Annotated in this window: 25 protein-coding genes and 1 other annotated feature; of the genes, 18 read left to right on the forward strand and 7 right to left on the reverse strand. The window is 48.5% G+C overall.

Annotated elements, in window-relative coordinates:
• Nucleotides 1–478: 478 nt before the first annotated feature.
• From mnmL to EA26_RS03245, 4 genes are all read left to right on the forward strand, one after another.
• Nucleotides 479–1,423: a tRNA modification radical SAM protein MnmL/YtqA gene (gene mnmL, locus EA26_RS03230; protein ID WP_039424046.1), complete on the forward strand. Its 945-nt coding sequence runs from the start codon at nt 479–481 to the stop codon at nt 1,421–1,423.
• A 52-nt stretch (nt 1,424–1,475) separates the two neighbouring features.
• Nucleotides 1,476–3,260, forward strand: coding sequence for a diguanylate cyclase domain-containing protein (locus tag EA26_RS03235; protein WP_039424048.1), 1,785 nt, complete (start codon nt 1,476–1,478; stop codon nt 3,258–3,260).
• A 172-nt stretch (nt 3,261–3,432) separates the two neighbouring features.
• Entirely contained in the window at nt 3,433–5,781 is a 2,349-nt protein-coding gene (gene arcB, locus EA26_RS03240) for an aerobic respiration two-component sensor histidine kinase ArcB (protein WP_039424052.1), read from the forward strand.
• Nucleotides 5,778–6,227, forward strand: a complete 450-nt coding sequence (locus EA26_RS03245; protein ID WP_039424054.1) for a hypothetical protein — start codon at nt 5,778–5,780, stop codon at nt 6,225–6,227. The genes arcB and EA26_RS03245 overlap by 4 nt, the downstream gene beginning before the upstream one ends.
• A gap of 63 nt (nt 6,228–6,290) precedes the next feature.
• Here the strand turns inward: EA26_RS03245 and arcA are convergent, their stop codons facing one another.
• Nucleotides 6,291–7,007: a two-component system response regulator ArcA gene (gene arcA / locus EA26_RS03250; protein ID WP_039424057.1), complete on the reverse strand. Its 717-nt coding sequence runs from the start codon at nt 7,005–7,007 to the stop codon at nt 6,291–6,293.
• Nucleotides 7,008–7,309: 302 nt separating this feature from the next.
• Here arcA and EA26_RS03255 point away from each other — a divergent pair, with 302 nt between their 5' ends.
• Both EA26_RS03255 and EA26_RS03260 read left to right on the forward strand, forming a co-directional pair.
• On the forward strand, nt 7,310–7,789 hold the full coding sequence (locus EA26_RS03255; protein WP_226978288.1) for a DUF3293 domain-containing protein: 480 nt from the start codon (nt 7,310–7,312) through the stop codon (nt 7,787–7,789).
• Nucleotides 7,790–7,827: 38 nt separating this feature from the next.
• The gene (locus EA26_RS03260; RefSeq protein ID WP_039424062.1) at nt 7,828–8,310 is read left to right on the forward strand and encodes a putative 4-hydroxy-4-methyl-2-oxoglutarate aldolase; all 483 of its coding nucleotides are present in this window, start codon (nt 7,828–7,830) and stop codon (nt 8,308–8,310) included.
• Here the strand turns inward: EA26_RS03260 and EA26_RS03265 are convergent.
• Nucleotides 8,307–8,771, reverse strand: a complete 465-nt coding sequence (locus EA26_RS03265; protein ID WP_039424064.1) for a ribonuclease regulator — start codon at nt 8,769–8,771, stop codon at nt 8,307–8,309. The two genes, EA26_RS03260 and EA26_RS03265, sit on opposite strands and share 4 nt — an antisense overlap.
• Before the next feature lie 313 nt (nt 8,772–9,084).
• Nucleotides 9,085–9,205: a sequence feature (Thr leader region), on the forward strand.
• Between the two features lie 30 nt (nt 9,206–9,235).
• Here EA26_RS03265 and thrA point away from each other — a divergent pair.
• From thrA to thrC, 3 genes are read left to right on the forward strand one after another with little or no spacing between them, the layout of a single operon-like run.
• Complete coding sequence (gene thrA, locus EA26_RS03270; protein WP_039424067.1) at nt 9,236–11,695, forward strand: bifunctional aspartate kinase/homoserine dehydrogenase I; 2,460 nt, start codon at nt 9,236–9,238, stop codon at nt 11,693–11,695.
• Nucleotides 11,696–11,713: 18 nt separating this feature from the next.
• Nucleotides 11,714–12,670 carry a homoserine kinase gene (gene thrB, locus EA26_RS03275; protein WP_039424070.1) on the forward strand — a complete coding sequence of 319 codons (957 nt, stop codon included), beginning with the start codon at nt 11,714–11,716 and terminating at the stop codon, nt 12,668–12,670.
• On the forward strand, nt 12,667–13,947 hold the full coding sequence (thrC, locus tag EA26_RS03280; RefSeq protein ID WP_039424072.1) for a threonine synthase: 1,281 nt from the start codon (nt 12,667–12,669) through the stop codon (nt 13,945–13,947). Before thrB ends, thrC begins: the two co-directional genes overlap by 4 nt.
• 121 nt (nt 13,948–14,068) lie before the next feature.
• Here thrC and grcA read toward each other — a convergent pair whose 3' ends face one another.
• The gene (grcA, locus tag EA26_RS03285) at nt 14,069–14,446 is read right to left on the reverse strand and encodes an autonomous glycyl radical cofactor GrcA (protein ID WP_039424074.1); all 378 of its coding nucleotides are present in this window, start codon (nt 14,444–14,446) and stop codon (nt 14,069–14,071) included.
• Nucleotides 14,447–14,768: 322 nt separating this feature from the next.
• Here grcA and nfo point away from each other — a divergent pair, with 322 nt between their 5' ends.
• From nfo to EA26_RS03300, 4 genes are all read left to right on the forward strand, one after another.
• The gene (gene nfo, locus EA26_RS03290) at nt 14,769–15,650 is read left to right on the forward strand and encodes a deoxyribonuclease IV (protein ID WP_039424076.1); all 882 of its coding nucleotides are present in this window, start codon (nt 14,769–14,771) and stop codon (nt 15,648–15,650) included.
• An 87-nt stretch (nt 15,651–15,737) separates the two neighbouring features.
• Nucleotides 15,738–15,878, forward strand: a complete 141-nt coding sequence (locus tag EA26_RS21960; RefSeq protein ID WP_167772723.1) for a hypothetical protein — start codon at nt 15,738–15,740, stop codon at nt 15,876–15,878.
• A gap of 103 nt (nt 15,879–15,981) precedes the next feature.
• Nucleotides 15,982–16,662: a uracil-DNA glycosylase gene (ung, locus tag EA26_RS03295; RefSeq protein WP_039424081.1), complete on the forward strand. Its 681-nt coding sequence runs from the start codon at nt 15,982–15,984 to the stop codon at nt 16,660–16,662.
• A gap of 87 nt (nt 16,663–16,749) precedes the next feature.
• Nucleotides 16,750–17,301, forward strand: coding sequence for a hemerythrin domain-containing protein (locus EA26_RS03300; protein WP_172548481.1), 552 nt, complete (start codon nt 16,750–16,752; stop codon nt 17,299–17,301).
• 72 nt (nt 17,302–17,373) lie between these two features.
• Here EA26_RS03300 and EA26_RS03305 read toward each other — a convergent pair whose 3' ends face one another.
• Nucleotides 17,374–17,559 carry a DUF3545 family protein gene (locus tag EA26_RS03305; protein WP_039424087.1) on the reverse strand — a complete coding sequence of 62 codons (186 nt, stop codon included), beginning with the start codon at nt 17,557–17,559 and terminating at the stop codon, nt 17,374–17,376.
• A 700-nt stretch (nt 17,560–18,259) separates the two neighbouring features.
• Here EA26_RS03305 and EA26_RS03310 point away from each other — a divergent pair.
• Together EA26_RS03310 and yaaA are read left to right on the forward strand one after the other, a co-directional pair.
• Complete coding sequence (locus tag EA26_RS03310; RefSeq protein WP_039424089.1) at nt 18,260–19,687, forward strand: alanine/glycine:cation symporter family protein; 1,428 nt, start codon at nt 18,260–18,262, stop codon at nt 19,685–19,687.
• 95 nt (nt 19,688–19,782) lie between these two features.
• Nucleotides 19,783–20,559 (forward strand): peroxide stress protein YaaA, encoded by a 777-nt coding sequence (yaaA, locus tag EA26_RS03315; RefSeq protein WP_039424093.1) that lies wholly within the window; start codon nt 19,783–19,785, stop codon nt 20,557–20,559.
• Between the two features lie 60 nt (nt 20,560–20,619).
• Here the strand turns inward: yaaA and srmB are convergent, their stop codons facing one another.
• Together srmB and EA26_RS03325 are read right to left on the reverse strand one after the other, a co-directional pair.
• On the reverse strand, nt 20,620–21,846 hold the full coding sequence (gene srmB / locus EA26_RS03320; RefSeq protein WP_039424096.1) for an ATP-dependent RNA helicase SrmB: 1,227 nt from the start codon (nt 21,844–21,846) through the stop codon (nt 20,620–20,622).
• Nucleotides 21,847–21,950: 104 nt separating this feature from the next.
• Entirely contained in the window at nt 21,951–22,670 is a 720-nt protein-coding gene (locus EA26_RS03325) for a tRNA1(Val) (adenine(37)-N6)-methyltransferase (protein WP_039424099.1), read from the reverse strand.
• A gap of 308 nt (nt 22,671–22,978) precedes the next feature.
• On the opposite strand from EA26_RS03325, the gene brnQ reads away from it, so the two are divergent.
• Nucleotides 22,979–24,292 carry a branched-chain amino acid transport system II carrier protein gene (gene brnQ, locus EA26_RS03330; RefSeq protein ID WP_039424102.1) on the forward strand — a complete coding sequence of 438 codons (1,314 nt, stop codon included), beginning with the start codon at nt 22,979–22,981 and terminating at the stop codon, nt 24,290–24,292.
• 118 nt (nt 24,293–24,410) lie between these two features.
• Here brnQ and fldB read toward each other — a convergent pair whose 3' ends face one another.
• On the reverse strand, nt 24,411–24,929 hold the full coding sequence (fldB, locus tag EA26_RS03335) for a flavodoxin FldB (RefSeq protein ID WP_039424104.1): 519 nt from the start codon (nt 24,927–24,929) through the stop codon (nt 24,411–24,413).
• Nucleotides 24,930–25,086: 157 nt separating this feature from the next.
• Between fldB and xerD the strand changes: the two genes are divergently transcribed.
• On the forward strand, nt 25,087–26,004 hold the full coding sequence (gene xerD / locus EA26_RS03340; protein WP_039424106.1) for a site-specific tyrosine recombinase XerD: 918 nt from the start codon (nt 25,087–25,089) through the stop codon (nt 26,002–26,004).
• A gap of 25 nt (nt 26,005–26,029) precedes the next feature.
• Nucleotides 26,030–26,821, forward strand: a complete 792-nt coding sequence (gene dsbC / locus EA26_RS03345; protein WP_193244127.1) for a bifunctional protein-disulfide isomerase/oxidoreductase DsbC — start codon at nt 26,030–26,032, stop codon at nt 26,819–26,821.
• Nucleotides 26,822–26,859 lie beyond the last annotated feature (38 nt).

Consider the following 26,859-nt stretch of genomic DNA (forward strand, 5'->3'; position numbering starts at 1 on the left):
CATCCGTCCTTTATAGTTCTGAGTCGCAACCAGCAAGGGGCGCTGGTTTTGAGTCCTTTCCGCATCCCACAGGAATCATGTTGTGGGAAAAACAATCCTTGGTGATATCCCGGTTTTATTGGTCACTTTATAGTGATTTATATAGGTTGGAGTGGGGCATCACCGACATAATCCGTGTTTCATCTTGTAATTAAAGTCACAAAAATGACGGTTATGTGTAAGTATCCTACAATTTTGTGACTGGCCAATGCAACGAAAAGTCTTGGTTGCAGCCCAAAAAAATCGTTTAAAAATGCATTTTTAGTTTAACATTTATGCAACATGAGCGTTTTTTGTCTTTATTTATGCAGGTTTATTGATTTTTACCAGTGAATGCGGTGTTTGAATTCGTTAGCATGCTGTGTTTTTTCTTGCGAATGTGTAATTAAATTACACAAATCGAATTAAGATTGATTCCGCTTTAGATTGGGTGAGTTCAATGCAATTACATCAACTGGTGAACACTCTAGGTCAGGACTTGCAGCGTCGTTATGGGGAAAAAGTCCACAAGCTGACGTTGCATGGTGGCTTTAGTTGCCCGAACCGTGATGGGACAATTGGTCGCGGCGGCTGCACATTTTGTAATGTCGCCTCGTTTGCCGATGAACAGGCACAAATCAAGAGCATTCAGTTGCAACTTAGTGAGCGCGCTGGCGAAGTGCATCGCGCCAAACGCTATCTGGCATATTTTCAAGCCTATACCAGCACTTATGCGGAAGTGCAGGTATTGAAAAATATGTACGAAGAAGCGCTGAAAGCGGCGGATATTGTCGGGTTGTGTGTGGGAACGCGCCCGGATTGTGTGCCCGATGCGGTGCTGGATTTGCTTGCAGGCTATGTGCAGCAGGGGTTTGAAATTTGGCTCGAACTGGGTTTGCAGACGGCGAATGATCAGACGCTCAAACGCATCAACCGTGGTCACGACTTTGCCTGTTACGCCGAGATCACCCGCCGTGCCCGTGCTCTGGGTATCAAAGTGTGTACGCATTTGATTGTTGGTTTGCCAAATGAGAGCGGGCAAGAGAACCGCTTGACGCTCGATAAAGTGATCGCCACGGGGACAGATGGGATCAAACTGCATGGTTTGCACATTGTTGAGGGGAGTACCATGGCGAAAGCGTGGCGCGCAGGCAAATTGGAGGCGCCGAGCTTAGAAGAGTATGTGGCGATTGCGTGCGATCTGATCCATCATACCCCGCCGGAAATCGTTTATCATCGCGTTTCTTCTGCGGCGCGGCGTCCGACCTTGCTCTCCCCATTGTGGTGTGAAAATCGCTGGCTCGCGATGACGGAAATTGGCAAGGCATTAGCGCAACAGGGGGCGCAAGGCAGCGCACTTGAGCGTCCTTTCCGGTTTACAAAACCCCAATTAAAAGCGGAATAACCGCTTATTTGCTGATATATTTGCAAACAGCGTTAAAAATCAGGTAGCAAAGATGGATCAGCTGTTCAGCGCGCTTCGGGACGGAGCACAACATTATGGCCTTATTCTCCTTGGCGCCGTCCTGTTATTGGTGCTAGTTAAGGCCGTGATGCTGCGTTTTCAAAAAGATCTCGATTCGCTGGTACTGGACGCGCTTTCTCCAGTACTGCTGGTGGATCTTGCGCAAAACAAGATCCTTTTGGCCAATACGGCGGCGATGCAGCTTCTGGGCATTCGCCAGCTTAATCGTTGCTACTTTTTCCCCTCTGCTTCATCCACGTCAGACATAGCACAAACGCTCAACTCACTCTCTGGACGGCAGTTCTCGCATCTCACTTTTACTTGGCGTCTATCTGATAATGAAAGTTTGCAGATAGCCTTGAGCGGTCGCAAAGTCCATTATCACCACCGTTTTTGTTGGTTATTGCACGTGGGTGCGGTGGCAACGGAGGATGACGGGCAGCAAAGTGAATTGGAAGCGCTGCGAATGGCCAAATCCGCGTTAGACTCCTTGTCGGAACTGATATGTCTGCGCGATCCTGATGGGCGGATTTTAGCCACAAACCGCGCTTTTGAGCAGTTTTGGCAGGGACGGCGTGAAGAGTCGATCGAACCTGTTGCAGGGCAGATCAAAGGGCGGCGCAGTGAACGTCGTTGGACGACCGATCCGCAAGGGCGCAGTTGTTTGCTGGAAGTAAACCAGAGCCTTTTGATGAGTAAACAAGGGGAGCCGCTAGGATCGCTGAGCATCAGCCACGATGTGACAGAGTGGCATAAAATGCAGCAGAATCTGCGTGATGAAATGGAGCGGCGCAAAGACACCGAAGTGGCGCTGGCTCAGCGCGATACCATTTTGCAGAACATCCTTGAAGCCAGCCCAGACTCGATTGGCATCTTCAATGAGAACATGGTCTATCAGGCGTGCAACAAGCCGTTTGTCAATGCGCTGGGCATTGCTGAAGTCTCTGATCTAATAGGTAAAAGGCTGCAAGATGTCATTCCAGGCGAAATGTACCAGCGCTTGTCGGCGACCGACAGCCAAGTATTGCATGAAGGTAAATCGCTGCGTTACCTGGACAAAATTCTCAACAGTAGCGGCGACTATTCTTGGTTTGATGTGGTGAAGTCGCCATTTCGCGATCCTGCCTCGGGCACCAACGGAGTGCTGATCATGGCAAGGGACATCTCTGAGCGTTATCTAGCGGAGCAAAAATTGGAAGCGGCCAATCAAGAGCTCGAAAAACTGAGCTTTATGGACAGCTTGACCAAAGTTGCCAACCGTCGCCGCTTTGATGAGCAGCTAAACACGCTGTGGCATCACCATGCTCGCGAAAAACTGCCTTTGGCGATCATGTTGTGTGATATCGACTTCTTCAAAGAGTTTAATGATCGCTACGGCCATCAACTGGGCGATCACGCCTTGACTCAAGTTGCCGAGGTGTTCTCCAAAGTGATCAGCCGCTCATCGGATTGCGTGGCGCGTTATGGCGGTGAAGAGTTTGCGTTCATATTGCCCAATACCACCACCGAAGGGGCGCTAAAAGTCGCGGAAAAAATACATGTCTGCATTGCTCAACTGGCGATTGAGCACCTTGGCTCGAAAGTGGCGCAGCGGATCACCGTTAGCCTCGGATTGGTCTCCTATATTCCTAAACCTGAAGATTTGCCCGAAATGGGCGTGACCTTGGCCGACAGCGCCTTGTACCAAGCCAAATCCGATGGCCGAAACCGTACTTGCGTCCATCCGGTTTCGCTCACTGCCGATGAAGTGCCCCAGCAGCAGAGTGCGAAAGGTTAACTTTCCCTAATAATGCCCGTTTTGTCACACGAGTTGTGAATTCAATGGCTTAACCGCTAGAGTCAAACACGCTACACTAACCTTCCACCGCTCAACACTTCGCCCCGTCCCGTGGGCGTCAGTGTCGAGTCCGGCGGCTATCGCAATCGCCACTCACGCTTTGGAGCTTTAGATGAAACCCATGAAAAATCTTGCCCAGTACTACGTCGATTTGTTAGTCAAACTGGGCATCGTCCGTTTCTCCATTTTGCTCGCGCTGGCATTGGTGGCATTAGCCGTGGTGGTGCAAGTAGGAATTACGCTGGCGCTGAAAGGGAGCGTGGATGATATCGATATCGTCCGCTCGGTCTTTTTTGGCTTAGTGATCACCCCTTGGGCGGTCTATTTTCTTTCGGTGGTGGTCGATCAACTGGAAGAGTCTCGGCAACGATTATCCAAACTCGTCTCAAAGCTGAAAGACATGCGCTCGCGTGACCAAGAGCTGAATGTGCAGTTGCAGCAAAACATCGAGCAACTCAACCAAGAGATCGAAGAGCGGATCAAAGCGGAAGAAGCGCGTGAAGAGGCGATGAAAGATCTGGAGAACGAAGTCTTTCAGCGCGAGCGAACCCAATTAGAACTCGCCGAGCGGACGGCGTTACTGCGCTCGTTTATCGATGCCTCTCCGGATCTTATCTACTATCGCAACGCCGATGGAGTATTTTCGGGCTGTAACCGCGCAATGGAAGAGTTAACCGGGAAAAAAGAGCATCAACTGGTCGGCTTGAGCCCGTGGGATGTCTACAGCAAAGAAGTCGCGCAGCAAATTGTCGACACCGACCAAAAAGTGTTTGCTAATAACCGTGCGCTTACCTACGAGCAGTGGCTCGAATACCCTGATGGGCGCAAGCACTACTTTGAGCTGCGTAAAGTGCCTTTTTACAGCAAAGATGGCCGTCACCTAGGTTTGATGGGGTTTGGCCGTGACATTACTGACCGTAAACGTCATGAAGAGTCGCTGGAAAAAGCCAGCCGCGACAAAACCACCTTTATTTCAACCGTTAGTCATGAGCTGCGCACTCCGCTCAACGGCATCGTCGGTTTAAGCCGCATGTTGCTCGATACGACCTTAACGGATGAGCAGCGTAAATACATGCAAACCATCAATGTCAGTGCTATCACTCTCGGTAATATTTTTAACGACATTATCGACATGGACAAGTTTGATCGGCGTAAATTAGAGCTGTTCCCTGAGCCGCTCGATTTTGAAGATTTTGTGGTCGAAATCGAGAACATCGCCGCGTTGATGGCAGAACAAAAGGGGCTGCGTTTTGACTTAGAACGTCTCAGTGAACTGCCTAAAATGGTCGAGGTTGATGCCACTCGCTTGCGTCAGGTGATTTGGAATCTGGTCAGTAATGCGATGAAATTCACCAAAGAGGGCGGAGTGGTGATGACGGTGAGCGCTGAGGTTGAAGAGGCACACGCGTCGATTGTGATTGAAGTAGAAGACACCGGAATTGGCATCCCAGAAGCAGAACTGGATAAGATTTTTGCCATGTATTATCAGGTCAAATCCGGTAAAGACAATCTGCATGCGGTCGGCACGGGCATTGGCTTGGCGGTTTCGCGTCAACTGATCAACATGATGGACGGCGATATTACGGTGACCAGCGAAGAGGGCTTTGGGAGTACCTTTACCCTGACCATCAAGGTGCCCGTGGTGGAAGGCAAAGCCGTTGAAGCAGAGGTTGAATCACAACTGAGTTTGAACATTTTTATGGTAGAAGATATCGCACTCAATGTGACGGTCGCTCGTTCGTTGTTGGAAAGTCTTGGCCATCAGGTCACGGTTGCGATGACTGGCGAAGAGGCGATTGAGCGCTTCAAACCACAAGAATACGATTTGGTACTGCTCGATATTCAACTGCCTGATATGACAGGTTTTGATGTGGCTCACTACTACCGTACCCACTATCAGAATTTGCCGCCGTTAGTCGCACTGACAGCCAACCTGTTGAAAGATAAGCGCGAGTATTTAGAGAAAGGGATGGACGACGCGATCAGCAAGCCTTTAGCGGTGAAAGCGATGCAGGAGGTAATTAGCAAATTGATCCTCACGGAGCCGGAGCCCATGCCGCGTGCTCCTGAAGCTCTTGAAGTCGACGCGCCAACGCATGGGCTAGAAACCCAAGTGCTGGACATTGATATGCTCGAATCGTATGTCGATATTGTTGGTCCCACTCCAGTGCTGGACAGTATTCAAATGTTTGCCGAGATGATGCCGGGTTACTTGGAGGTGCTGGATCTCAACATGATTGCCAAAGATCAGTCAGGGATCGTCTCAGAGGCACACAAAATTAAAGGTGCCGCGGGTTCGATTGGTTTGAAGCGAATTCAAAGCGTGGCGCAAAAAGCGCAATCTCCGGATATGCCAGCTTGGTGGGAGAATATCGGTGATTGGGTAGAAGAGATCAAAAATGAGTATCAGCATGATATTGTGATCTTGAAAAGCTGGTTAGAACAAAGGGGAATGAAATGAAACGATGGGCTCTAGCGACACTTTCTCTGGCTCTGCTGGCCGGATGTTCTACGCCTCCTGCGATCAGTTGGCAGCAAGACAACCAAGTCACGGTAAACCAAAGTGTGATCGAACTGAAAAGCACACTATGGGTTAATCAAATGCCGATGGTTGGTGAAGAAGAAACGCAAAGTTTGCACGGCTCTCTCTATCTCTCTTCCAATGGTGAGCTTCCTGCTAGTTTGACTGTGAATCATCTGACCATCAAACAAGATGAGCAGCAGTGGAACCTAAGTGAAAGCAACCTTGAAGTGCGAACTCACAGCGAAAACCAGTGGGAAGTGGCCTTTAACTGGCAGGGTGAGTTCGACATGGAGAAACCTGTTGATATCGCTTTGCAGCTCGAGAATCAAGCGACGATCTTGTGGCTCGTTGAGCGCAAAGTGGCTATTGATAAGGTCTACTAAACTGACGCACACAAAAAAGGTTGGCATCACGCCAACCTTTTTTGTTTTATATCGTATTGATATTTAAGCGTCTAAATCACCACAAAAGCGGTAGCCTTCACCGTGAATGGTGGCGATGATCTCTGGCGTACCAGATACGGACTCAAAATGCTTACGGATACGGCGAATAGTCACATCAACCGTTCTATCATGCGGCTTGAGCTCACGTCCAGTCATCTTCTTAAGCAGATCGGCACGGGTTTGTATCTTGCCCGGGTTCTCACAGAAGTGCAGCAACGCACGGAATTCAGAGCGTGGCAGCTTGTAGCCATCACCCAGTGGGCTGATCAGTGAGCGGCTGTTGATGTCTAATACCCAACCGTTAAACTCGTATTTTTCCACTGAACGCTTCTCTTCGTGCACTATGCTATTGGTCATTGAGCGACCAAGCAAATTGCGCGCACGAATCGTCAGTTCACGCGGGTTGAATGGTTTGGTGATGTAGTCGTCTGCACCGATTTCTAGGCCGAGAATTTTGTCGACTTCGTTGTCACGACCAGTCAAAAACATCAGTGCTACATCTGCTTGCTCACGCAACTCGCGAGCCAGAAGAAGGCCGTTTTTACCTGGTAAGTTGATGTCCATTATCACTAGATTAACGTTATTTTCTGACAGCATTTGGTGCATCTCATCACCATTGCTGGCTTCAAATACAGCATATCCCTCTGCTTCAAAAATACTCTTAAGAGTGTTACGAGTTACTTGCTCATCTTCTACGATAAGAATCTGCGGGGTTTGCATTGGCGGTACCTAAATTTGTGACAAAATTGTACTAATAGAATAAATTCTAGGCAAAAACATAACATACAGGTAATGTGATTTTGATAATAAAGCAAAGTGATCAAAAAAACACTTCTTTCAGTTACGTGCCTTCCTTGAGTTCTCGCCAAAAGTAAACAGCATCCGACTGCTACTGGATTATTCTATAGGGTTTGTTTACCTTTCAAGACCCACCGCGACAGGCAAAGCAGATATGGAAAGGTAAACAACCCTGTTCTTTTGAGCGGATTCTATAATGTTAACAGCATGCTAACAATGCTCAAATGTTAATTCCATTCACTTTGTTGATTTATATCAATTGGCTAAATGTAACAATTATTAATCGTTCGAGACTTATGATAAAAATTGTCGAAACAGGTGTAGATGCTCAATTATGGCATGCATATTCACACTCATTCTTCGCTTTTACCCAAAGTTGGACAGAGGACAACTACGCGATTATTACCGCATGGAACCCGGGGAGTGTACTATTGTCAAATGAGCGGAATTGCATAAATAATCAGCGTCTGAAAGAGAGATTAATGGGCATGGACTATTGCCCGGTGTTGGTTGGCAACCAAGATTTTACCTGGAGCGAAGCAAGCTTTGCGGTAAAAGTGGATATGCGTCTGGCTTTGGACATAGCGAAAGAGTTTCAACAGAACGCCATTTATTACATCGAGAATAAAGAGTTATTTTTAGTTTCTTGTTTTGCCGATGAGACAAAACAGTCGCTGGGCAGCATCGCTTCTCGCTTACGATAAACGTTTTGTCTCTGTCATAAAATTATCAAGGAGGATTTATGAACGACATTACTCCGGACATCTGCGATAAGTTTGAAGATAAAGTGAGGCTACTCAATCTTCCTTTGCAGAATTACGGTCAAAAAACCGCGTTTTTTGGAGAGATCGTGACAGTGCGCTGCTACCACGATAACTCGAAGGTGCGCGAGATGCTTAGCCAGGATGGTAAAGGCAAAGTCCTAGTCGTCGACGGACATGGTTCCTGCCAGAAAGCGTTGCTTGGCGATCAACTTGCCATCTTAGCGATTGAAAATAATTGGGAAGGCGTAATTGTTTTCGGCGCAGTCAGAGATGTGGCACAGATGGCGCAGATGTCTCTTGGCGTCAAAGCGCTAGGAGCCTCTCCATTTAAAACGGAGAAACGCGGAGCTGGGGAGGTGAATGTAACCCTGATGATGCTCAATCAAATTGTGCAACCCAAAGAGTACATTTACGCAGACTGGAATGGAATTTTAATTTCTAAACAAGCACTTGAAATTTAAAAGCGAAAGCCGATACCCACTTCAATGCCTTGCTGCCACTCTTGATAGTCAAGAGTGGCATGCAAATCCAACGATTCGGTAATTTTGACGCGGCTTGACACTTCGGCCGCGAAACCTGTGGTGTCTGGTTGACCATCTTCAGGGCTGACTTTGAACGAACGTAGGGTACTCTTTAGGGTAAAATGTTCGTTAATCTTATAACTTACGCCACTTAGAAAACCGCTTTGGTTGTTGAGTTGGGAGTTATTAACACGGGCACCGACGTAAAGATCGACCGAATCAAAGACTTGATAAGCGTAACCGCCATCTATATTCCACACATCAAAGTTTTCTTCTGGCTGAGTTTCACTGGAGAAAAACAACTTATGGGGTGAGAGTTTGCCTGGCGCGAGAGAAGGAAGCGGGTTGGCAGTCGCTTGGCCACACAGAAGCAACAGCAGCAAAACCAGCATGTTTTTCATACCACTACTCCTTGTGTTTCTCTTTGTTATTCTGGCGTATCTTTGATTAAAGCACACAACCAGACATTGGGCGTACTTTTTGTTGCGCGATTGTCTAAGATTATAGCCTGTCCAAAGTTCATTTTTGCAGCCAGCTTCAAACTATCGAGATATGCATGTGATTTACACAAATGGCTTTATGCCTTTTTCTCACAGCAAAGAGAGTGAGATTAAAAAAAATTGAACTTTTTATTGACGGCAGTACAGAAACTACGGTAAACGTAGAGCTAAGCAAACACACAATCACAATGAATAGTTATCTATGACTTTTAACAGCCAATCAGTAATGACCACCACCATTATTATTACCGACATCACACATGTTGGGGCAGGCTGCTGAACGAAAGAAATTCCAAAAAAAGGCCTGTATCCAACAAGATACAGGCCTTTTTTTATACAGTTTAAAAATGATCCGGGAGGAAGGGATGCGAGTATTGAAGTTTGGCGGCTCATCGTTAGCCGATGCTGAGCGCTTCTTAAGGGCGGCAGATATCATTGCCAATAATGCAAAACAGGAAGAGGTTTCCGTTGTTTTATCAGCACCGGGAAAAACAACCAACAAATTAGTCGCTATCATAGAGTCGGCGTTAAAACACGGTGAAGCGGAACGGCAAATCGCAGAGGTAGAAGAATCATTCCACCAACTGTTTGATGACATTAAACAACAAGTCCCTGACATCGATGGTGGAGACTACCTCGGCCAAGTGGCCAGTTCGCTTTCTCAGCTACGTCAGTTTGTGCATGGCATCGGCCTGTTGGGGATGTGTCCTGACAACGTGAACGCCCGCATTATTAGTAAAGGTGAGCGCGTATCTATTCAATTGATGAAGGCGGTTCTTGCTGCTAAAGGTCATGCGGTTAACTTAATTGACCCGGTCGAATATCTGTTGGCTAAAGGCGACCATCTCGAAGGGATGGTCGATGTTGACATTTCCACGCAAAACTTCCGTAACAAGCCGCTACCTGCAGGCCACGTGCACATCATGCCGGGGTTTACCGCGGGTAACAAACAAGGTGAGTTGGTCACGCTTGGACGTAACGGTTCTGACTACTCGGCGGCGGTGCTTGCGGCATGTTTGCGCGCGGATTGCTGTGAAATCTGGACGGATGTTGATGGCGTTTACAACTGCGATCCACGATTGGTTGAAGATGCTCGGCTACTCAAATCGCTCAGCTATCAAGAAGCGATGGAGCTCTCTTACTTTGGCGCTTCTGTGCTGCATCCGAAGACCATTGCGCCTATCGCGCAGTTTCATATTCCTTGCTTGATCAAAAATAGCTTCAATCCTCAAGGGGCAGGTACGCTCATCGGCCAAGATACTGGCGAAGATAAACTGGCGATTAAAGGCATTACCACGCTCAACAATTTGACCATGGTTAACGTTTCCGGTCCTGGCATGAAAGGCATGGTCGGCATGGCCAGCCGAGTGTTTGGTGCGATGTCTGCTTCCGGTGTATCGATTGTCCTGATTACTCAATCTTCTTCTGAATACAGCATCAGTTTTTGTATCGAAGCGGCAGATAAAGCCACTGCCGCTCAAGCCCTCGCCGATGAATTTGAGCTCGAGTTAAAAGATGGCTTGCTTGAGCCTGTCGAGTTTCTCAGCGACGTCGCCATTATTACCTTGGTGGGCGATGGCATGCGCACTTCCAAAGGCGTAGCATCGCAATTTTTTGCCTCGCTGGCGGAAGTGAACGTGAACATCATTGCGATTGCGCAAGGCTCCTCTGAACGCGCGATTTCTGCGGTGATTCCGGAAGATAAGATTTCCGAGGCGATTAAAGCGTGCCACGAGAATCTGTTTAATTCCAAACACTTCTTAGATGTGTTCGTGGTTGGTGTCGGCGGTGTCGGTGGCGAACTGGTCGATCAAATTCATCGCCAGCAGGCAAAACTCGCTGATAAAGGGATCGTGATTCGTGTCTGTGGTCTCGCCAACAGTAAAGGCCTGCTGTTAGACAGTAATGGCTTGCCACTGGATCACTGGCGCGATCGCATCAAAAATGCGACCGAAGAGTTTAGCCTGCCGCGTTTGATCGCTACCGTGCAGCGCAACCATATTATTAATCCTGTGCTGGTGGACTGTACTTCCAGTGAAGCCATCGCGAACCAATATACCGAGTTTCTCGCTGCGGGCTTCCATGTGGTCACGCCGAATAAAAAGGCTAACACAGCGAGCATGGCGTATTATCACCAATTGCGCGATGTCGCGCGTAGCTCGCGCCGCAAGTTGATGTATGAGACAACCGTTGGTGCAGGCCTTCCGGTGATTGAAAACTTACAAAACCTGATTGCCGCGGGGGATGAGCTGGAGCGTTTTACCGGGATCCTGTCAGGCTCACTCTCATTTATCTTCGGCAAATTGGACGAAGGGATGAGCTTAAGTGAAGCGACCAACATTGCGAAACAAAACGGCTTCACTGAACCCGATCCGCGTGATGATCTCTCGGGCATGGATGTCGCGCGCAAGCTATTGATCCTCGCTCGTGAAGCGGGTATGTCACTGGAGCTGGAAGATGTAGAAGTGGATCAAGCATTGCCACCGGGTTTCGATGATTCCGGCAGTGTTGAAGAGTTTATGGCTCGCTTACCTGAAGCGGATGCCTACTTTAAGCAGCAACTCGCGCAAGCTGCGCAAGAAGGGAAGGTGTTGCGTTACGTTGGCGAAATCATCGATGGCAAATGCAAAGTGTCTATCGCGGCGGTGGACGAAAACGATCCTATGTTCAAGATCAAAGATGGCGAGAACGCACTGGCTTTCTACAGCCGCTACTATCAACCAATTCCATTAGTCTTACGTGGTTACGGCGCGGGTACTCAGGTGACTGCGGCGGGCGTGTTCTCGGACGTAATGCGTACACTCGGCTGGAAATTAGGGGTTTAATCAATGAGTTCAAGTGATATGGGGGTAGTCGTTTACGCTCCTGCTTCTATCGGTAATGTCAGCGTTGGTTTTGACGTGTTGGGGGCAGCGGTGTCTCCCATTGATGGCACCCTGTTAGGTGATCGAGTGATGGTGAAGCAAGGCAGCGAGCCATTTGCACTTAAAACGGCGGGTCGCTTTGTCGCTAAGTTGCCTGCCGATGCCAAAGAAAATATTGTCTACCACTGTTGGCGCGTGTTCGCTCGTGAGTTAGACAAAAAAGGGGTGACTTTAAAGCCGGTTGAAATGACCTTAGAAAAGAACATGCCGATCGGTTCTGGGCTTGGTTCCAGCGCCTGTTCGATTGTTGCGGCGCTAGATGCACTCAACCAATTCCATGCTAACCCGCTCGATGAAACGGAGTTGCTGGCTCTGATGGGCGAAATGGAAGGGGAAATCTCTGGTGGCGTGCACTACGATAACGTTGCGCCTTGCTACTTGGGCGGATTGCAATTGATGCTTGAAGAGCTCGGTATCATCAGCCAAGAAGTGCCCTGTTTTGACGATTGGTATTGGGTGATGGCTTATCCGGGGATCAAAGTCTCGACCGCAGAAGCGCGCGCTATTTTGCCATCACAATATCGCCGACAAGACATTATTGCGCACGGCCGTCATCTCGCTGGTTTCATCCACGCCTGCCACTCTAACCAGCCAGAGTTAGCGGCGAAGCTGATCAAAGACGTGATCGCAGAACCGTATCGTGAGAGACTGCTGCCAGGGTTTGCTGATGCGCGCAAATACGCCGCATCTGCCGGTGCATTGACGACGGGCATCTCGGGCAGTGGTCCAACCCTATTTAGCATTTGCAAAGAAAAAGAGGTCGCGGAGCGCGTTGCTCGCTGGCTTGAACAAAATTACGTACAAAATGAAGAAGGATTCGTCCATGTTTGCCGTTTGAACAAACAAGGTTCGGTCGTGACAGGAAGTGAGCTATGAAGCTGTACAACATCAAAGAAAATCAACAACAAGTCTCCTTTGGCCAAGCCGTTCGCCAAGGTTTAGGCCGTAATCAAGGTCTATTTTTTCCCGCTGAATTACCTCAGTTTGCCGATATTGACGCACTGCTAGAGGAAGGATTTGTTGCCCGTAGCAGCAAAATTCTCTCAGCGTTGATTGGTGATGAGCTTTCTGAGCAGCAAGTGAGCGCGATGGTGGATGCGGCGTTCCAATTTCCTGCGCCGATTGCGCAAGTTAAGCCGGGTGTCTATGCCTTAGAACTTTTCCATGGTCCGACATTGGCGTTCAAAGATTTCGGTGGCCGCTTTATGGCGCAGTCACTTGCTGCTGTTTCCAATGGTGGCAAAATCACTATTTTGACCGCGACGTCCGGTGATACAGGAGCGGCGGTTGCCCATGCCTTCTATGGTATGGAAGATATCAACGTAGTGATCCTCTATCCAAAGGGAAAAATCAGCCCGCTGCAAGAAAAGCTGTTCTGTACTCTAGGTAAAAATATCCATACGGTTGCGGTTCATGGTGATTTTGATGCGTGTCAGGCGCTGGTTAAACAGGCATTCGATGATGCTGCGCTGCGCGAAGAAATTGGTTTGAACTCTGCGAACTCAATCAACATCAGCCGTTTGATGGCGCAAATTTGCTACTATTTTGAAGCGGCGGCGCAAATGAGCAAATCAGAGCGTGAGAACCTGGTGATTTCAGTCCCGAGCGGTAACTTTGGTAACCTGACCGCTGGCCTGTTGGCGAAAGCACTCGGCTTGCCGGTTAAACGCTTTATCGCCGCGACCAATGCCAATGACACTGTGCCGCGTTATCTCGAGACAGGTCAGTGGGATCCTAAGCCGACCGTGGCGACGACCTCAAATGCCATGGACGTGAGCCAACCGAACAACTGGCCACGCATTGAAGAGCTTTGCCGCGTGAAAGAGTGGGGACTCGAAACGCTGGGGAAAGGAGCGGTCAGTGATGCGCAAAGCGCGCAATCTGTACGTGAACTTTATCAATTAGGCTATCTGTGTGAACCACATGGTGCAATTGCTTACCGTGTGCTTGAAGAGCAACTTCAAGCGGGTGAAACCGGCTTGTTCTTGTGTACAGCGCATCCTGCCAAGTTTAAAGAAGTGGTTGATGACATTTTGGGCACTGATATTGAGTTGCCAGCGCCATTGGCTAAACATGCGCAGATGACGTTACTGTCTCAGGAGTTGGAAGCCGACTTTGATGCGTTGAAAGTGGTACTGCGTCAAGTTCAGTAGGTGAGCCAAAAATGAAATAGCAAAGGCGGAGTTGACTCCGCCTTTTTTTTTATTGCCAGATTGCCAGCTAAAAACAAACGGCGCTCAGAGAGCGCCGTTAAAGTGAGTGGCAATGTTGTGATTAGAGCGACTCAGTAAAAGTACGAGCGATCACGTCGCGTTGCTGCTCTTGAGTCAAAGAGTTAAAACGCACGGCGTAACCAGATACACGAATGGTCAACTGTGGGTATTTCTCTGGGTGAGCGACCGCATCTTCCAGCGTTTCACGTTTTAGTACGTTTACGTTGAGGTGTTGACCACCTTCGATGCGAGGTGCTGCTTCAATAGCCACTTCACGGCTTTCGAATTCACCCAGTTCGTTGATCGCCACAACTTGATCGGCTTCATAGCCAGATAGCGCAGCCACACAACGCGCTTCGTTCTTTTCACTGTCCAAAAGCCAGATAGAGTTCAGTAGGCTGTCGTTTGCCGCTTTTGTAATTTGGATACCTTGGATCATCACTATCTCCTAGTCCACGCAGGTGGTGTTATGGTGTTTATTTTCAAATTTTGTCGAGCTGCTAATTATATAGCCAATAACCATTATTCTAGTATTGATTTAAGTCAAAAAACAACTAAAAACATTAAATTTACAAAGGTTAATTTATTGCTCTAGATCAATAAACTCTTTAAAAACAATATCAATTAAATATAGTTGATTAGTTAAAAATTATTTTAACGATCATTTGTTGTAAATTTACTACAAATTACAAGTCAAATTTGACGAATGAAGGCTAAATCGTTGTAATTGCCCACCAGAGATGAAAGTGAAAAGTGATTAAATGACAAACAGTAAAAATCGATATGGTAACAAATTTATTGGTGCTCACGTTTCTGCAGCGGGTGGTGTGGAGAATGCGCCGTTGCGAGCAAGGGAAATTGATGCGAACGCCTTCGCTTTATTTACTAAAAATCAGCGTCAGTGGGTCGCTAAACCGTTGGAGGCCAAGTCCATCAGTGCCTTTAAAGCCAACTGCCAGATGCTTGGGTTTGCGCCTGAGCAGATCCTGCCACATGACTCTTATCTGATTAACTTAGGGGCGCCCGAAGAGGAAAAGCGAGAGAAATCACGCTTGGCTTTTATCGATGAAATGGAACGTTGTCGACAATTGGGCTTAACCCTGCTGAATTTTCATCCCGGTAGTCACCTTAATCAAATTTCAGAACAAGAGTGTTTGGCGCTAATTGCGCAGTCGATCAATGTGGCGCATCAAGCCGTGCCTGATGTGGTGGCAGTGATTGAAAATACTGCTGGTCAAGGAACAAACTTGGGGTGGAAATTCGAACATCTAGCGGAAATCATCGACCAAGTAGAAGACAAAGAGCGGGTGGGTGTTTGCCTCGATACTTGCCACACCTTTGCCGCTGGCTACGATCTCACTTCTGTGGACGCATGTGAGCACACTTTTGCGGAGTTTGAACGCGTGGTCGGCATGCACTATTTAAGGGCAATGCATCTCAATGATTCAAAAGTGGATCTCGGTAGTAAGGTCGACAGGCATCAGGCGTTGGGCAAAGGGGCGATTGGCTGGAGCTGTTTTGAATACATAGCCAAAGATAGGCGCTTTGATTCTATCCCTTTGATTTTAGAAACAATTGAGCCGGATTTGTGGGCGGAGGAAATTCGGGCGTTAAGAGAATTTCACCTACAATCAATCGATTAAATGAAGGTTTAATCATATTGGCATCTTTTTTTCATATCTCACCATGACGATAGTCGCACAGAAGATTTCGCAATGGAGGATGCCACTATGTTACCGACAATCACTGCTACCCCAACGTCCTTTGGCCGCCGCGCTGCGCGGCTGCCCGCTCCCAATCGCCATGTCACAGGGCAGGGACACTATCGAACCCCGCAAAAGGCGACGCATCCGCATGAGAAAAGCGAATAGCGTTTACTCTGAGCTGGTGAGGCAATTAAATACAAATTGCCCGGTTTATCATGCGCATTTGGGTGTAAAATAGCGGCTTTGATAGTAACAGCAGGATTCCCCAATGACGCAGGAACTGACCTGGCACGATGTAATTGGTGCTGAAAAGCAACAGGCGTATTTTCAACAAACACTCAGTTTTGTGGACGCAGAGCGTCAGGCCGGAAAAGTCATTTACCCTCCGGCCAAAGACGTGTTCAACGCCTTCCGTTTTACGGAATTTAATCAAGTCAAAGTGGTCATTCTCGGCCAAGACCCGTACCACGGGCCTAATCAGGCGCATGGCCTGTGCTTTTCTGTTCTCCCCGGAATCAAGCCGCCGCCATCTTTGGTTAATATGTACAAAGAGTTGGCACAAGATATCGAAGGCTTTCAGATACCAGCACACGGTTTTTTACAGAGTTGGGCAGAGCAAGGTGTCCTGCTGTTGAATACGGTTTTGACCGTGGAGCAAGGGAAAGCGCACTCGCACGCAACCAGCGGGTGGGAAGTGTTTACCGACCGGGTCATCGAGGCGATCAACCAGCATCAGCAAGGCGTGGTTTTCTTACTTTGGGGGTCGCATGCGCAAAAAAAGGGCCACTTCATTGATAGAAATAAGCACTATGTGCTCGCGGCCCCGCATCCCTCTCCGCTCTCTGCGCACCGGGGTTTTTTAGGTTGCCGCCATTTTTCTCAAACGAATCAGTTGCTTTCTCAACAAGGAAAAACGCCAATCCACTGGCATTTACCGATGACGGTTTAAATGGTGCTTTTTTGAGCAAGGTCTAAACCGAAACCATTTCTCTCTTATACACTTAGTAGCAGCAATGAAGTGTTAAGGAGAAGCACTATGATGATCGAACGGATAAGGCGTGAGCATAGCTACATTGTGCGTTTGTTGGCTATCTTACGTCAGAAAGTGGAACAACTGAAAAACGAGCAACCGATCAACTACAGTTTGGTGGCAGAAATTGTTGACTATCTCTCTGCTCATGCGGAAAAAGTGCATCACCCCAAAGAGGACATTCTTTATCGACACTATTTGCAGCATTATGGGGCGCAGCGGACGATAGAAAATCTTGAGCAAGAGCATATCTCGCTGGCAAAAGAGACGGCAAGGTTTGCTGAGATAGTACAGATGATCCTCAACGATGCGGTCGTGCCACATGATGTTTTCCTGGAGCACCTTGAAGCTTTTATCACTTCTCAGCGCCGCCATTTAGATATTGAAGAGCGTTTAGTGCTGCCGTTAATTGCAGAGTCTTTCACCACTCAGGATTGGCAGACGGTCGAGTCACAGTGGTTGATCAACGAAGATGACCCTGTGTTTGGCAAAACCATTGCGGACCACTACCAGCAGTTGGCTGAGCGGGTCAAACAGAGTGACAGGGAATGGGCTTAGGGGAGAGTGAGTCGTCTTCGGACTGCGTAATAAAAAGAGAAATGGCACCTTAAGGTGCCATTTCAGTATTCGTTAGAGTTTAATGTCTTCCAGTGAATAATCGTGACAAAGGTCCATGTCTCGAAGCTCTTTCAGAAGATTGCGGCGATCCATCATCGCCTCAATTTCACGCCATTTTCTTTTTACTGGTTTTGACCGGGTTTTGGTGGTGCCAGTCGTTTCAAAATCCAGTAAGTCATCTAGTTCAAAGCCGTCCATAAGCTACCTCACGTAAATAACCAGCGCTTGTGCAGTCACTAAGTACCACAGTTTCTCCGAGATTAGCCACGATATATTTCGCATTTGTGTCGGTAACATGAAGTTTTCGCCTGAAACTGAATACAACATCACATTTCACCGAGTCTAACGTGGTTGAAAAGTGAGCATTTGCATCAACGAAAACGTTTAAATGAAAAAAAATTGAATGTTAAAGGGGTGTGTATTTAAACCGTATGACGATACAGATAGACGCTTAAAAGATGGGGTGTTTCCAAATGTAACAAGTATCAGGTTCTGCCCGTAAGTGAGAAAGCGTTCGATGGCTTTGGATCATAGATAGGGTAAGGACTGACGAGCAAATTGAAGTGAAAAAGAATGATTATAATTTGATGTAAAAATATTGTGCAGTAAATGTAACCACTTTTCGTTGCTTGCGCTGTTTTTTATGTTAACAAAAAGTGTATTTACAGTGAAAAATACAACAAAAATGCACGTAAGTGCATATTGATTTTTGTTTTTCCAAGCTGCATTATCCGCTGCGTCAAAAAACGTTGGTACGTAAAAAGGATGCATGAAGCGACATTTACGATTCTGGATTGCCAATCTAAAACGAATAAGACCAAGCTAATTTGACACTTGGTATCGCAATCTGGTGGATGGCTAGGACGCACGGACCGACGCAACTCAATTTGAGGTATGTATGACAGACTTGATTAATTTGATGAATGACCTGCTATGGGGGTCTATTCTGGTTTACCTGCTCGTTGGGGTGGGGATTTACTTCACTATCCGCCTTGGGTTTATCCAATTCCGCCATTTTGGCCACATGTTTTCCGTATTGAAGAACAGCCGTAAAGCTGACCAAGCTGGTATCTCTTCTTTTCAGGCACTTTGTACTAGCCTAGCTGCGCGCGTTGGTACCGGAAACATGGCAGGGGTTGCCGTTGCCCTTACTGCTGGTGGTCCGGGTGCGATTTTCTGGATGTGGTTGATTGCCATGTTAGGTATGGCGACCTCGTTTGCTGAAAGTACGCTGGCGCAGCTTTACAAAACTAAAGATGATGACGGCAACTATCGTGGTGGCCCTGCTTACTACATGGAAAAAGGCCTTGGCATGCGCTGGATGGGCGTATTGTTCTCGGTCTTTTTGATCATCGCTTTTGGTCTGGTGTTCAACGCCGTGCAAGCCAACTCAATTGCCGGTGCGATGCAAAACGCCTTCGGTTGGGAAGATAAGTACGTTGGCGGCGCGATCATGGTGCTGGCGGGCGTAATTATCTTCGGTGGTATCAAGCGTATTGCGCGCACCGCAGAACTGATTGTGCCTGTGATGGCGCTAGCTTACTTGGCATTGGCGCTGTTTGTGATGTTTAGCAACCTCGACAAACTGCCTGCGGTGTTGGCATTGATCTTCAAGAGTGCATTCGGCTTACAGGAAGCCGCGGCTGGTGGCCTTGGCTATGCCATCGCCCAAGCGATGATCAACGGGATTAAACGTGGCCTGTTCTCCAACGAAGCGGGTATGGGTTCTGCGCCGAATGCGGCAGCCTCTGCAACGCCGTATCCACCACATCCTGCTTCGCAAGGTTATGTGCAGATGCTGGGTGTGTTTATGGACACTATCGTGATCTGTTCTGCCACGGTTTCCATCATCTTGATGTCTGGCGAATACGTGCCTCACGGAGAGATCACTGGTATTGAGCTGACTCAGGTAGCCCTCAGCTCACAAGTGGGGGATTGGGGCGGCATCTTTGTCGCGGTGGCGATTTTCTTCTTCGCTTTCACCTCGATCATTGCCAACTACTCGTACGCAGAAACCAACTTAGTCTTCCTTGAGCACAACCACAAAGCGGGCTTGAATCTGTTCCGTATCGTGGTACTGGGCTTGGTCGGTTACGGCGCGGTGGCACCACTGCCATTCGTGTGGGCGCTGGCAGATGTGTCGATGGGCTTGATGGCGATTGTCAACTTGGTTGCGATTCTGCTGCTCTCTGGCATCGTGATCAAACTGGCGAAAGACTACAACCGTCAGTTAAAAGAGGGCAAATTGCCTACCTTTAATGCCGACGATTTCCCAGAGCTCAAATCTCAGCTTGAAGAAGGCATTTGGGACAACAAAAACAAGTAATCGCTCTTTGCTATTAGTGTGATTGTAAAAGCCATGCAGACATTGCATGGCTTTTTTTGTACCCTAGTGAAAAACAAAATTAGGAAGTCATCGTCATGCTTATTGTTGTTTCTCCAGCCAAAACTCTGGATTACGAATCGCCACTCGCGACGCAAAAGTTTACCCAACCAGAATTGGTCGATTATTCCAAGCAGTTGATTGAAGTTTGCCGCCGATTGACGCCGGCCGATGTCGCTTCACTGATGAAAGTGAGCGATAAAATCGCCGATCTCAACGTCGGTCGCTTCCAAGATTGGAGCGAAACCTTCACCCCTGAAAATGCGCGCCAAGCGATTCTGGCTTTCAAAGGTGATGTTTATACTGGGCTGGAAGCCGAAACGTTTACTGAGGCGGATTTTGACTACGCGCAGCAGCATTTGCGCATGCTTTCCGGTTTGTATGGTTTGCTGAAGCCGCTCGATTTGATGCAGCCGTATCGTCTAGAAATGGGCACTAAGTTGGCCAATCCGCAAGGCAGCAATCTTTACCAGTTTTGGGGCAATGTGATCACCGACAAACTCAATGAGGCGATTGCCGAGCAAGGCGACAATGTGCTGATTAATCTTGCCTCGAACGAATACTTTAAAGCGGTGAAGCCGAAGAATCTGCAAGCTCAGGTGGTGACGCCGATTTTCAAAGATGGCAAAAATGGCCAGTACAAAGTCATCAGCTTCTTTGCCAAGAAAGCGCGTGGCATGATGGCACGTTACATCATTGAAAATCGAATCCGCAGTGTGGCTGATCTTACCCAGTTTGACACCGCGGGTTACTACTTTGTGGAACAAGAGTCCACGCCGACGGAATTGGTGTTTAAGCGTGAAGAGCAGCACTAATTCCGTTGTTGAAAAAAAGAAGGGTTGGCATTTAGCCAACCCTTCTTTTTTATCGCGTGGTTACTTTTTCTTTTTCACACTTTTCTTTTTGCTGACGGCTTTTTTATCGTCTTTTTTCTTTTTCTTCTTAAACACCGGTTTTTTGTGTTGTGGACGCAGCTCTTTGACAAAGCGCTCTTTGATCTCTTCTTTGACGTAGCGAGCGACGCGGTCAAGCATCGGTTGGTCATGCGCTTCAACGATGGAGATAGCGTTGCCTTTTTTACCAGCACGCGCAGTACGGCCAATTCGGTGCAGATACACATCGGCGCTGCGTGGCATGTCAAAGTTCACCACGTGAGAAACGTCAGGTAAATCGATGCCGCGTGCCGCTACATCGGTTGCAAGTAGCACGTTAACACTGCCATCGCGAAAACGCGCAATCGCATTGTTACGGCGATCTTGTGGCATCTCCCCTTGGATCCAAGAACACGGGATCTGAGCGCTTTCCAGCTGTGCTCGCAGGTCGGCCAAACGCTCGCGTGTTTTCAAGAAGACAATAGTGCGTTCCGCTTGCTCGGTAAGAATGTTTTTCAGCAGCGCCAGTTTGTGGTCCATGCTGTCGGCGCGGTAGTACCACTGGGTAATCTTCTTGCGCTCGCGACGAGAGGGCTCGGCATCAATGTCGGCGGGATCTTTGAGTAGATCTGCGGTGAAGCCTTCCACGCCCTTACCTTCCAAGGTGGCAGAAAAGAGCATGCTCTGTTTACGCCAGCGACATTCGTTCGATAGGCGGTCCACGGTCGGGGCAAAGCCCATATCCAGCATGCGATCCGCTTCATCAAGGATCAGCCACTCAATCGCACGGCAGTCGAAACGCTCGGCTTGAATGTACTCCATCAAGCGGCCAGGTGTGGCGACGACGATATCCTGCGTTGTGGAGAGGATATCGGCATGCTCTTGATACTGCACGCCACCTGTGATGGTAAAGATATTGAGTTTGGTGTACTTCGCCAGTGCGCGCGCTTGGTCAGCGACCTGCATCGCCAGTTCACGTGTTGGCGTTAAAATCAAAATACGGGCAGGCCCCGGTTTGCGACGCGGGAAGTCAATCAGATATTGCAGTGCTGGCAGTACGAAGGCCGCCGTTTTTCCGGTGCCGGTGGGCGCGCAGGCCAAAATGTCTCGGCCGTCCAGAGCTTGTGGGATCGCTTCGGCCTGAATTTGCGTTGGACGCTCAAAGCCAAGTTCATCAATGGCAGCCAACAGGTTGGGGTCAAGATCCAGTTCAGCAAAAGTTCTGATCACAGTAGGGTCTCCACAAGCTCGGTTAACTCACAGGTTAACAGAGCAGCAACAATTAAAAGGGCACATATTATAGAGTGATCGGTGATTAGGATCACATGTTATTTCTACATCTTGAGATAAAAGTCTTGCGTTAGGGCGACAAACTCGGCGCTGTAGCCGTTTGCCTCTCGAATGGTCAAGCTTTGCTCTTGTACCGCTGTCGCTTGCAATCTCAGCTCAAACAGTAGCCGTGAGGCGGGTTTTTGCTCACTAGGACGCACCCGGCAAAGACGGCTAAGGTGCCAGCCTTGCGTTTGTGCCAGTTGGATGAAGGCGGCTCCTTCGACATCGGGTAACACAAAACTAGCTCGCCCGTCTTGGTTGAGCAGCGCTTTGGCGCGCGCAAGTAGATCCCAGTGATTTAAGCTGTCTGTGTGCCTCGCCGTGGCACGTTGCTGCATTTTGGCCTGCTCTCCGCTGTTGAAATAGGGCGGGTTGCAGATAATGGCGTCAAAACGCGTTCCTAGATTGAGGGTCAGCACATCGCCTTGTTGCACCTCCAGCCGATCTCGCCACGGACTTTGTGCAAAGTTATCTCTGGCCGCTTCAATAGCATGCGCATCAATATCGACCGCCGTGATGCTTAGCGCAGGAAAACGCTGTGCAGACATCAGGCTTAAAAGCCCAGTGCCTGTGCCAATGTCGAGTAAGTTGTTTGCGCAGGAAAAATCGCTCCACGCACCGAGCAACACACCGTCGGTGCTGACAGGCATCCCCGAGTGGCTGTCTGCGATCGAAAACTGTTTAAAATTGAAGCCTTTAGTTTTTAATGTGCCACTCTTCATGTTTATGTTTTTATCTCGCTACTTTTTAGATACAAAAACCACTGTTAAATGATTGTGTGAAATTATTCTCTGTGTGTTAACGGCTTGTGGGTGAAGTTGTATAGATTTTTTGTCTGGATTAAAAATAGATACCAGTGACATCAACTGTAATATTGTTATTTCTGTAAATTAATGTAGTGTTTTTGTCGCAAAGGTTGCCAATTGATGGTGGTTTAGTCATTATGCGCGCCTTATTCGAAAGAGGGATCAGGTTTCCTGATCCACAAAAGCATACACAACATTCATCAGAATTATTCTAAGGGTTATCTGTGAAACAGACTTTAAAATTTTCCGATATCCTCGCAGTCGGCTTCATGCTGTTTGCGTTTTTCCTCGGTGCCGGTAACATCATTTTCCCACCTCTAGCAGGGCAACTTGCTGGTGATAATTTAATGCCAGCGGTGTTTGGCTTCCTGTTGACGGCGGTTGGTCTTCCTTTGATCACCATTATTGCCATCGCGGTCGCAGGTGGAACTTGGGAACATTTAACCAAAGATCTACCCAAACAAGCTGCGATGCTGATGGCGGTGCTGATCTTCATCATCATTGGCCCTGCATTTGCTGCGCCTCGAACGGGTCTAGTTGCTTATGAAATGGCGATAAAACCGTTTTTCGCTGAAGCCGCGCAGTCGCATCTCACTATTTTCTCTGTGCTGTTTTTCGCGGTAGCGATCTTTTTCTCTTGGTCACAAGGTAAATTGATCGACGTGATCGGCAAAGTGCTGACGCCAGCGCTGTTTGTGGGTTTGATTGTTCTAGCGGTTGCGGTGTTTGTCGACCCACAAGGTACGTTTATTGCGGCGCAGGGCGAATACCTCACTCAGCCGCTGACCAAAGGTTTCCTAGAGGGTTACAACACCATGGATACGTTTGGTTCGCTGATGTTCGGCATGCTGATCGTTGATGCGCTGCGCAATCGTGGCATCACTGAGCGTTCGGCAACCACGCGTTATTTGATCCTCGCCGGCGTGATTGCGGCGGCAGGACTAGCGTTTGTCTACGTTTCACTTTTCTATCTCGGTGCAACCAGCGCGACGGTAGCCGCGGGTGCTGACAACGGTGGCGTCGTTTTGAGCCTTTACGTTCAAGCTCTGTTTGGTCCTTATGGCCAAATTGTATTGTCGGTCATCGTGTTGCTGGCGTGTCTGACCACGGCGATTGGTCTTATCTCAGCCTGTTCTGATTACTTTAGCTCTCTAACTCCGCTTTCGTACAAAGCGTGGGTGGTAATTAACGGTGTCGCTTGTGCGGTCGTGGCGAATGTCGGTTTGGCGCAGCTGATTTCTCTGTCTGTACCCGTGTTGTTTGCTCTTTACCCAGTGGCGATTGCCTTGGTTGCACTGACGTTTGTTCGCAAAAAACTGCCGAATCCACGTGTTGCTTACCGCGTAGTGATCTTAGTTTCACTGCTGTTTGCTTTGATCGATGCGGCAAAAGTCGCTGGTGTGGATGTGTCTGCGTTTAAAGTGCTGCCACTGTTTGAAGTGGGCATGGGTTGGTTGCTACCAACCGCTGCTGCGATTATCTGCATGTTCTTTGTTAGCCGCTCAGTGGCGCAAGAGCTGACGCAGCAAAACGCGTAACAGGCGCAACCTTAAGCAACGAAAACAAAAAGCCCGGCGCTCATCCTGCCGGGCTTTTTCATTCTCAATGTTTTTTCTCAATTTTCTTTTTGAACGCTGAGTCGCAAGTATGACCAGCTTAAAGCTTGTCGTGGTACTCGACTAACACTTGCTCAACCCAAGTGGCGATGCGCTCATCGCTCAGTTCATATTGTGAGTCTTCATCTAGCGCTAAGCCGACAAAGTGCGTACCGTCTGCGGTCAACGCTTTTGAAGCGTCGAATTGATAACCCTGATTTGGCCAGTAGCCGATAAACTCAGCGCCGGCGATTTTTAGCTCATCGTGCAGCAGCCCCATGGCATCGAGGAACCACTCGCCGTAGCCTTCTTGATCGCCAAGGCCGAACAGAGCGACCGTTTTGCCTTGTACTGGTGAGTTGGACACTTGTTGCCAAATGGCCGACCAATCTTCCTGAATCTCACCAAAATCCCAAGTAGAGATGCCCAATAGCAGCAGATCATACTCTGCCATTAGGGAAAGAGGTGACTCTTTAACGTTGTGAACATCCACTAACTCTTCGCCAATCAAGGCGCGAATTTTCTCCGCTGCCATTTCGGTGTAGCAGGTGGTTGAGCCGTAAAACAATCCGATTTTCATGTTTGTCATCACTGCGATTGGTTAGAACACCGAATTCTACCCATATTTTGCTGAGGATTGCAGCGAATATCGCGCGCACAAGGATTTTTTATAGCATTAATAACCTGCCTGACATACTCTCAGGCCATTAAGTTCTAAATAGGATAAGGAAACAAGCATGCAGCAGTCTGCATCAATCAATATGCAGGACTTTGGCTTGGTGGAGCAGTTTCTCGATGCGATGTGGATGGAGCGCGGGTTGGCGGATAACACTCTTGCTTCTTACCGTAACGATCTGATGAAGTTGCTGCAATGGATGGAAACAAGCCATTACCGACTTGATTTCATTAGCTTATCTGGATTGCAAGAGTATCAAGCCTATTTAGCGGATCTCGATTACAAACAGACCTCGCGCGCCAGAATGTTGTCGGCGATTCGCCGCCTGTTTCAGTATCTGCACCGGGAGAAAATTCGCGCCGACGATCCGAGCGCGTTGCTGATCAGCCCCAAACTGCCGCAGCGTCTGCCCAAAGACATCAGCGAAGCGCAAGTGGATGCGCTGCTGGATGCGCCCGATGTTAATGATCCGCTGGAACTGCGTGACAAAGCGATGCTAGAGCTTTTGTATGCCACTGGACTGCGGGTGACAGAACTGGTCAGCCTGACGATGGAAAATGTCAGTTTGCGCCAAGGGGTAGTGCGCGTCACGGGTAAAGGGGGCAAAGAGCGTTTGGTGCCGATGGGGGAAAACGCTATCGACTGGCTGGAAACCTTTATTAAACAAGGTCGTCCGGTGTTGCTCGGTGAGACAACTTCGGACGTGGTGTTTCCCAGTCAAAGGGCCAGACAGATGACGCGTCAGACCTTCTGGCACCGAATCAAACATTATGCGGTGATCGCAGGCATTGACACCGATCATCTCTCGCCGCACGTACTGCGCCACGCTTTTGCGACGCATTTATTGAACTATGGTGCGGATCTGCGGGTCGTACAGATGCTGCTCGGTCATAGTGACTTATCGACCACGCAAATTTATACTCACGTAGCAACTGAACGACTGAAACAGATTCACAGCGAACACCATCCGCGCGCTTAGCGGATGCCAAAATAAGGTGATTTTAATGAGCGTATTACGCCGACTAACTCTTTTGACTCTTCCGCTTTTTGTCACGGCGTGTGGCGCTGAAGAGAGCCATGCAACCACACCAGCGACCGAAGTCGTTGCCAGTGCTAATGTTGCGAGTACCAACATAGATAGCGCCGCGTTAAAAGCCCGTTTTAGCAAACTTGGCCTGAATATTACCGATATTCAACCGTCCGATGTGGCTGGCTTAGTTGAGATCCAAACCAACAGCGGCGTGCTGTTTGCGTCAAACGATGGCAAGCATTTTATTGCAGGCACTCTGTATGCACTTGACGACAACGGCCAATACCGTGACGTAATTGCCGAGCGCCAAGCACCGCTCAATGCAGAAAAAATCGCCAAGTTTGGCGATAGCGTGATTGAATACAAAGCCGCCAATGAGAAATATGTCGTAACGGTGTTTACCGATATTACTTGCGGCTACTGTGTGCGCTTGCACAACCAGATGAAAGAGTACAACGACCTTGGTATTACCGTGCGTTACATGGCTTTCCCGCGTCAAGGTGGTGTGAGTCCGGTGGCCGATCAAATGGCGGGCATTTGGTGTGCAGCCGATCCGCAAGCGGCGATGCATGACGCGAAAGTAAACCGTAAATTTGCCCCAGCCGAAAATGATTTGGCGCAATGTAAAAAGACCATCTCCGCTCACTATCAGCTAGGTCAAGAGCTCGGTATCAATGGTACGCCAGCGATTTTCCTTGCCAGCGGCGAAATGATTGCCGGCTACTTGCCACCGGAAAAGCTTTTACAACGACTACAACAGCAATAAACCCACCTATATCCAAGGAGCAGAGCCAGGCGCTAGGC

It is taken from the genome of Vibrio navarrensis, assembly GCF_000764325.1.
In the GTDB taxonomy this organism is placed as follows: Bacteria; Pseudomonadota; Gammaproteobacteria; order Enterobacterales; family Vibrionaceae; genus Vibrio; species Vibrio navarrensis.

Excerpts from the sequence above, each read along its gene's own strand:
- mnmL (WP_039424046.1), top strand. The coding sequence starts at position 479 with ATGCAATTACATCAACTGGTGAACACTCTAGGTCAGGACTTGCAGCGT.
- EA26_RS03235 (WP_039424048.1), top strand. The coding sequence starts at position 1,476 with ATGGATCAGCTGTTCAGCGCGCTTCGGGACGGAGCACAACATTATGGC.
- arcB (WP_039424052.1), top strand. The coding sequence starts at position 3,433 with ATGAAACCCATGAAAAATCTTGCCCAGTACTACGTCGATTTGTTAGTC.
- EA26_RS03245 (WP_039424054.1), top strand. The coding sequence starts at position 5,778 with ATGAAACGATGGGCTCTAGCGACACTTTCTCTGGCTCTGCTGGCCGGA.
- arcA (WP_039424057.1), bottom strand. The coding sequence starts at position 7,007 with ATGCAAACCCCGCAGATTCTTATCGTAGAAGATGAGCAAGTAACTCGT.
- EA26_RS03255 (WP_226978288.1), top strand. The coding sequence starts at position 7,310 with ATGTTAATTCCATTCACTTTGTTGATTTATATCAATTGGCTAAATGTA.
- EA26_RS03260 (WP_039424062.1), top strand. The coding sequence starts at position 7,828 with ATGAACGACATTACTCCGGACATCTGCGATAAGTTTGAAGATAAAGTG.
- EA26_RS03265 (WP_039424064.1), bottom strand. The coding sequence starts at position 8,771 with ATGAAAAACATGCTGGTTTTGCTGCTGTTGCTTCTGTGTGGCCAAGCG.
- thrA (WP_039424067.1), top strand. The coding sequence starts at position 9,236 with ATGCGAGTATTGAAGTTTGGCGGCTCATCGTTAGCCGATGCTGAGCGC.
- thrB (WP_039424070.1), top strand. The coding sequence starts at position 11,714 with ATGGGGGTAGTCGTTTACGCTCCTGCTTCTATCGGTAATGTCAGCGTT.
- thrC (WP_039424072.1), top strand. The coding sequence starts at position 12,667 with ATGAAGCTGTACAACATCAAAGAAAATCAACAACAAGTCTCCTTTGGC.
- grcA (WP_039424074.1), bottom strand. The coding sequence starts at position 14,446 with ATGATCCAAGGTATCCAAATTACAAAAGCGGCAAACGACAGCCTACTG.
- nfo (WP_039424076.1), top strand. The coding sequence starts at position 14,769 with ATGACAAACAGTAAAAATCGATATGGTAACAAATTTATTGGTGCTCAC.
- EA26_RS21960 (WP_167772723.1), top strand. The coding sequence starts at position 15,738 with ATGTTACCGACAATCACTGCTACCCCAACGTCCTTTGGCCGCCGCGCT.
- ung (WP_039424081.1), top strand. The coding sequence starts at position 15,982 with ATGACGCAGGAACTGACCTGGCACGATGTAATTGGTGCTGAAAAGCAA.
- EA26_RS03300 (WP_172548481.1), top strand. The coding sequence starts at position 16,750 with ATGATGATCGAACGGATAAGGCGTGAGCATAGCTACATTGTGCGTTTG.
- EA26_RS03305 (WP_039424087.1), bottom strand. The coding sequence starts at position 17,559 with ATGGACGGCTTTGAACTAGATGACTTACTGGATTTTGAAACGACTGGC.
- EA26_RS03310 (WP_039424089.1), top strand. The coding sequence starts at position 18,260 with ATGACAGACTTGATTAATTTGATGAATGACCTGCTATGGGGGTCTATT.
- yaaA (WP_039424093.1), top strand. The coding sequence starts at position 19,783 with ATGCTTATTGTTGTTTCTCCAGCCAAAACTCTGGATTACGAATCGCCA.
- EA26_RS03325 (WP_039424099.1), bottom strand. The coding sequence starts at position 22,670 with ATGAAGAGTGGCACATTAAAAACTAAAGGCTTCAATTTTAAACAGTTT.
- fldB (WP_039424104.1), bottom strand. The coding sequence starts at position 24,929 with ATGAAAATCGGATTGTTTTACGGCTCAACCACCTGCTACACCGAAATG.
- xerD (WP_039424106.1), top strand. The coding sequence starts at position 25,087 with ATGCAGCAGTCTGCATCAATCAATATGCAGGACTTTGGCTTGGTGGAG.
- dsbC (WP_193244127.1), top strand. The coding sequence starts at position 26,030 with ATGAGCGTATTACGCCGACTAACTCTTTTGACTCTTCCGCTTTTTGTC.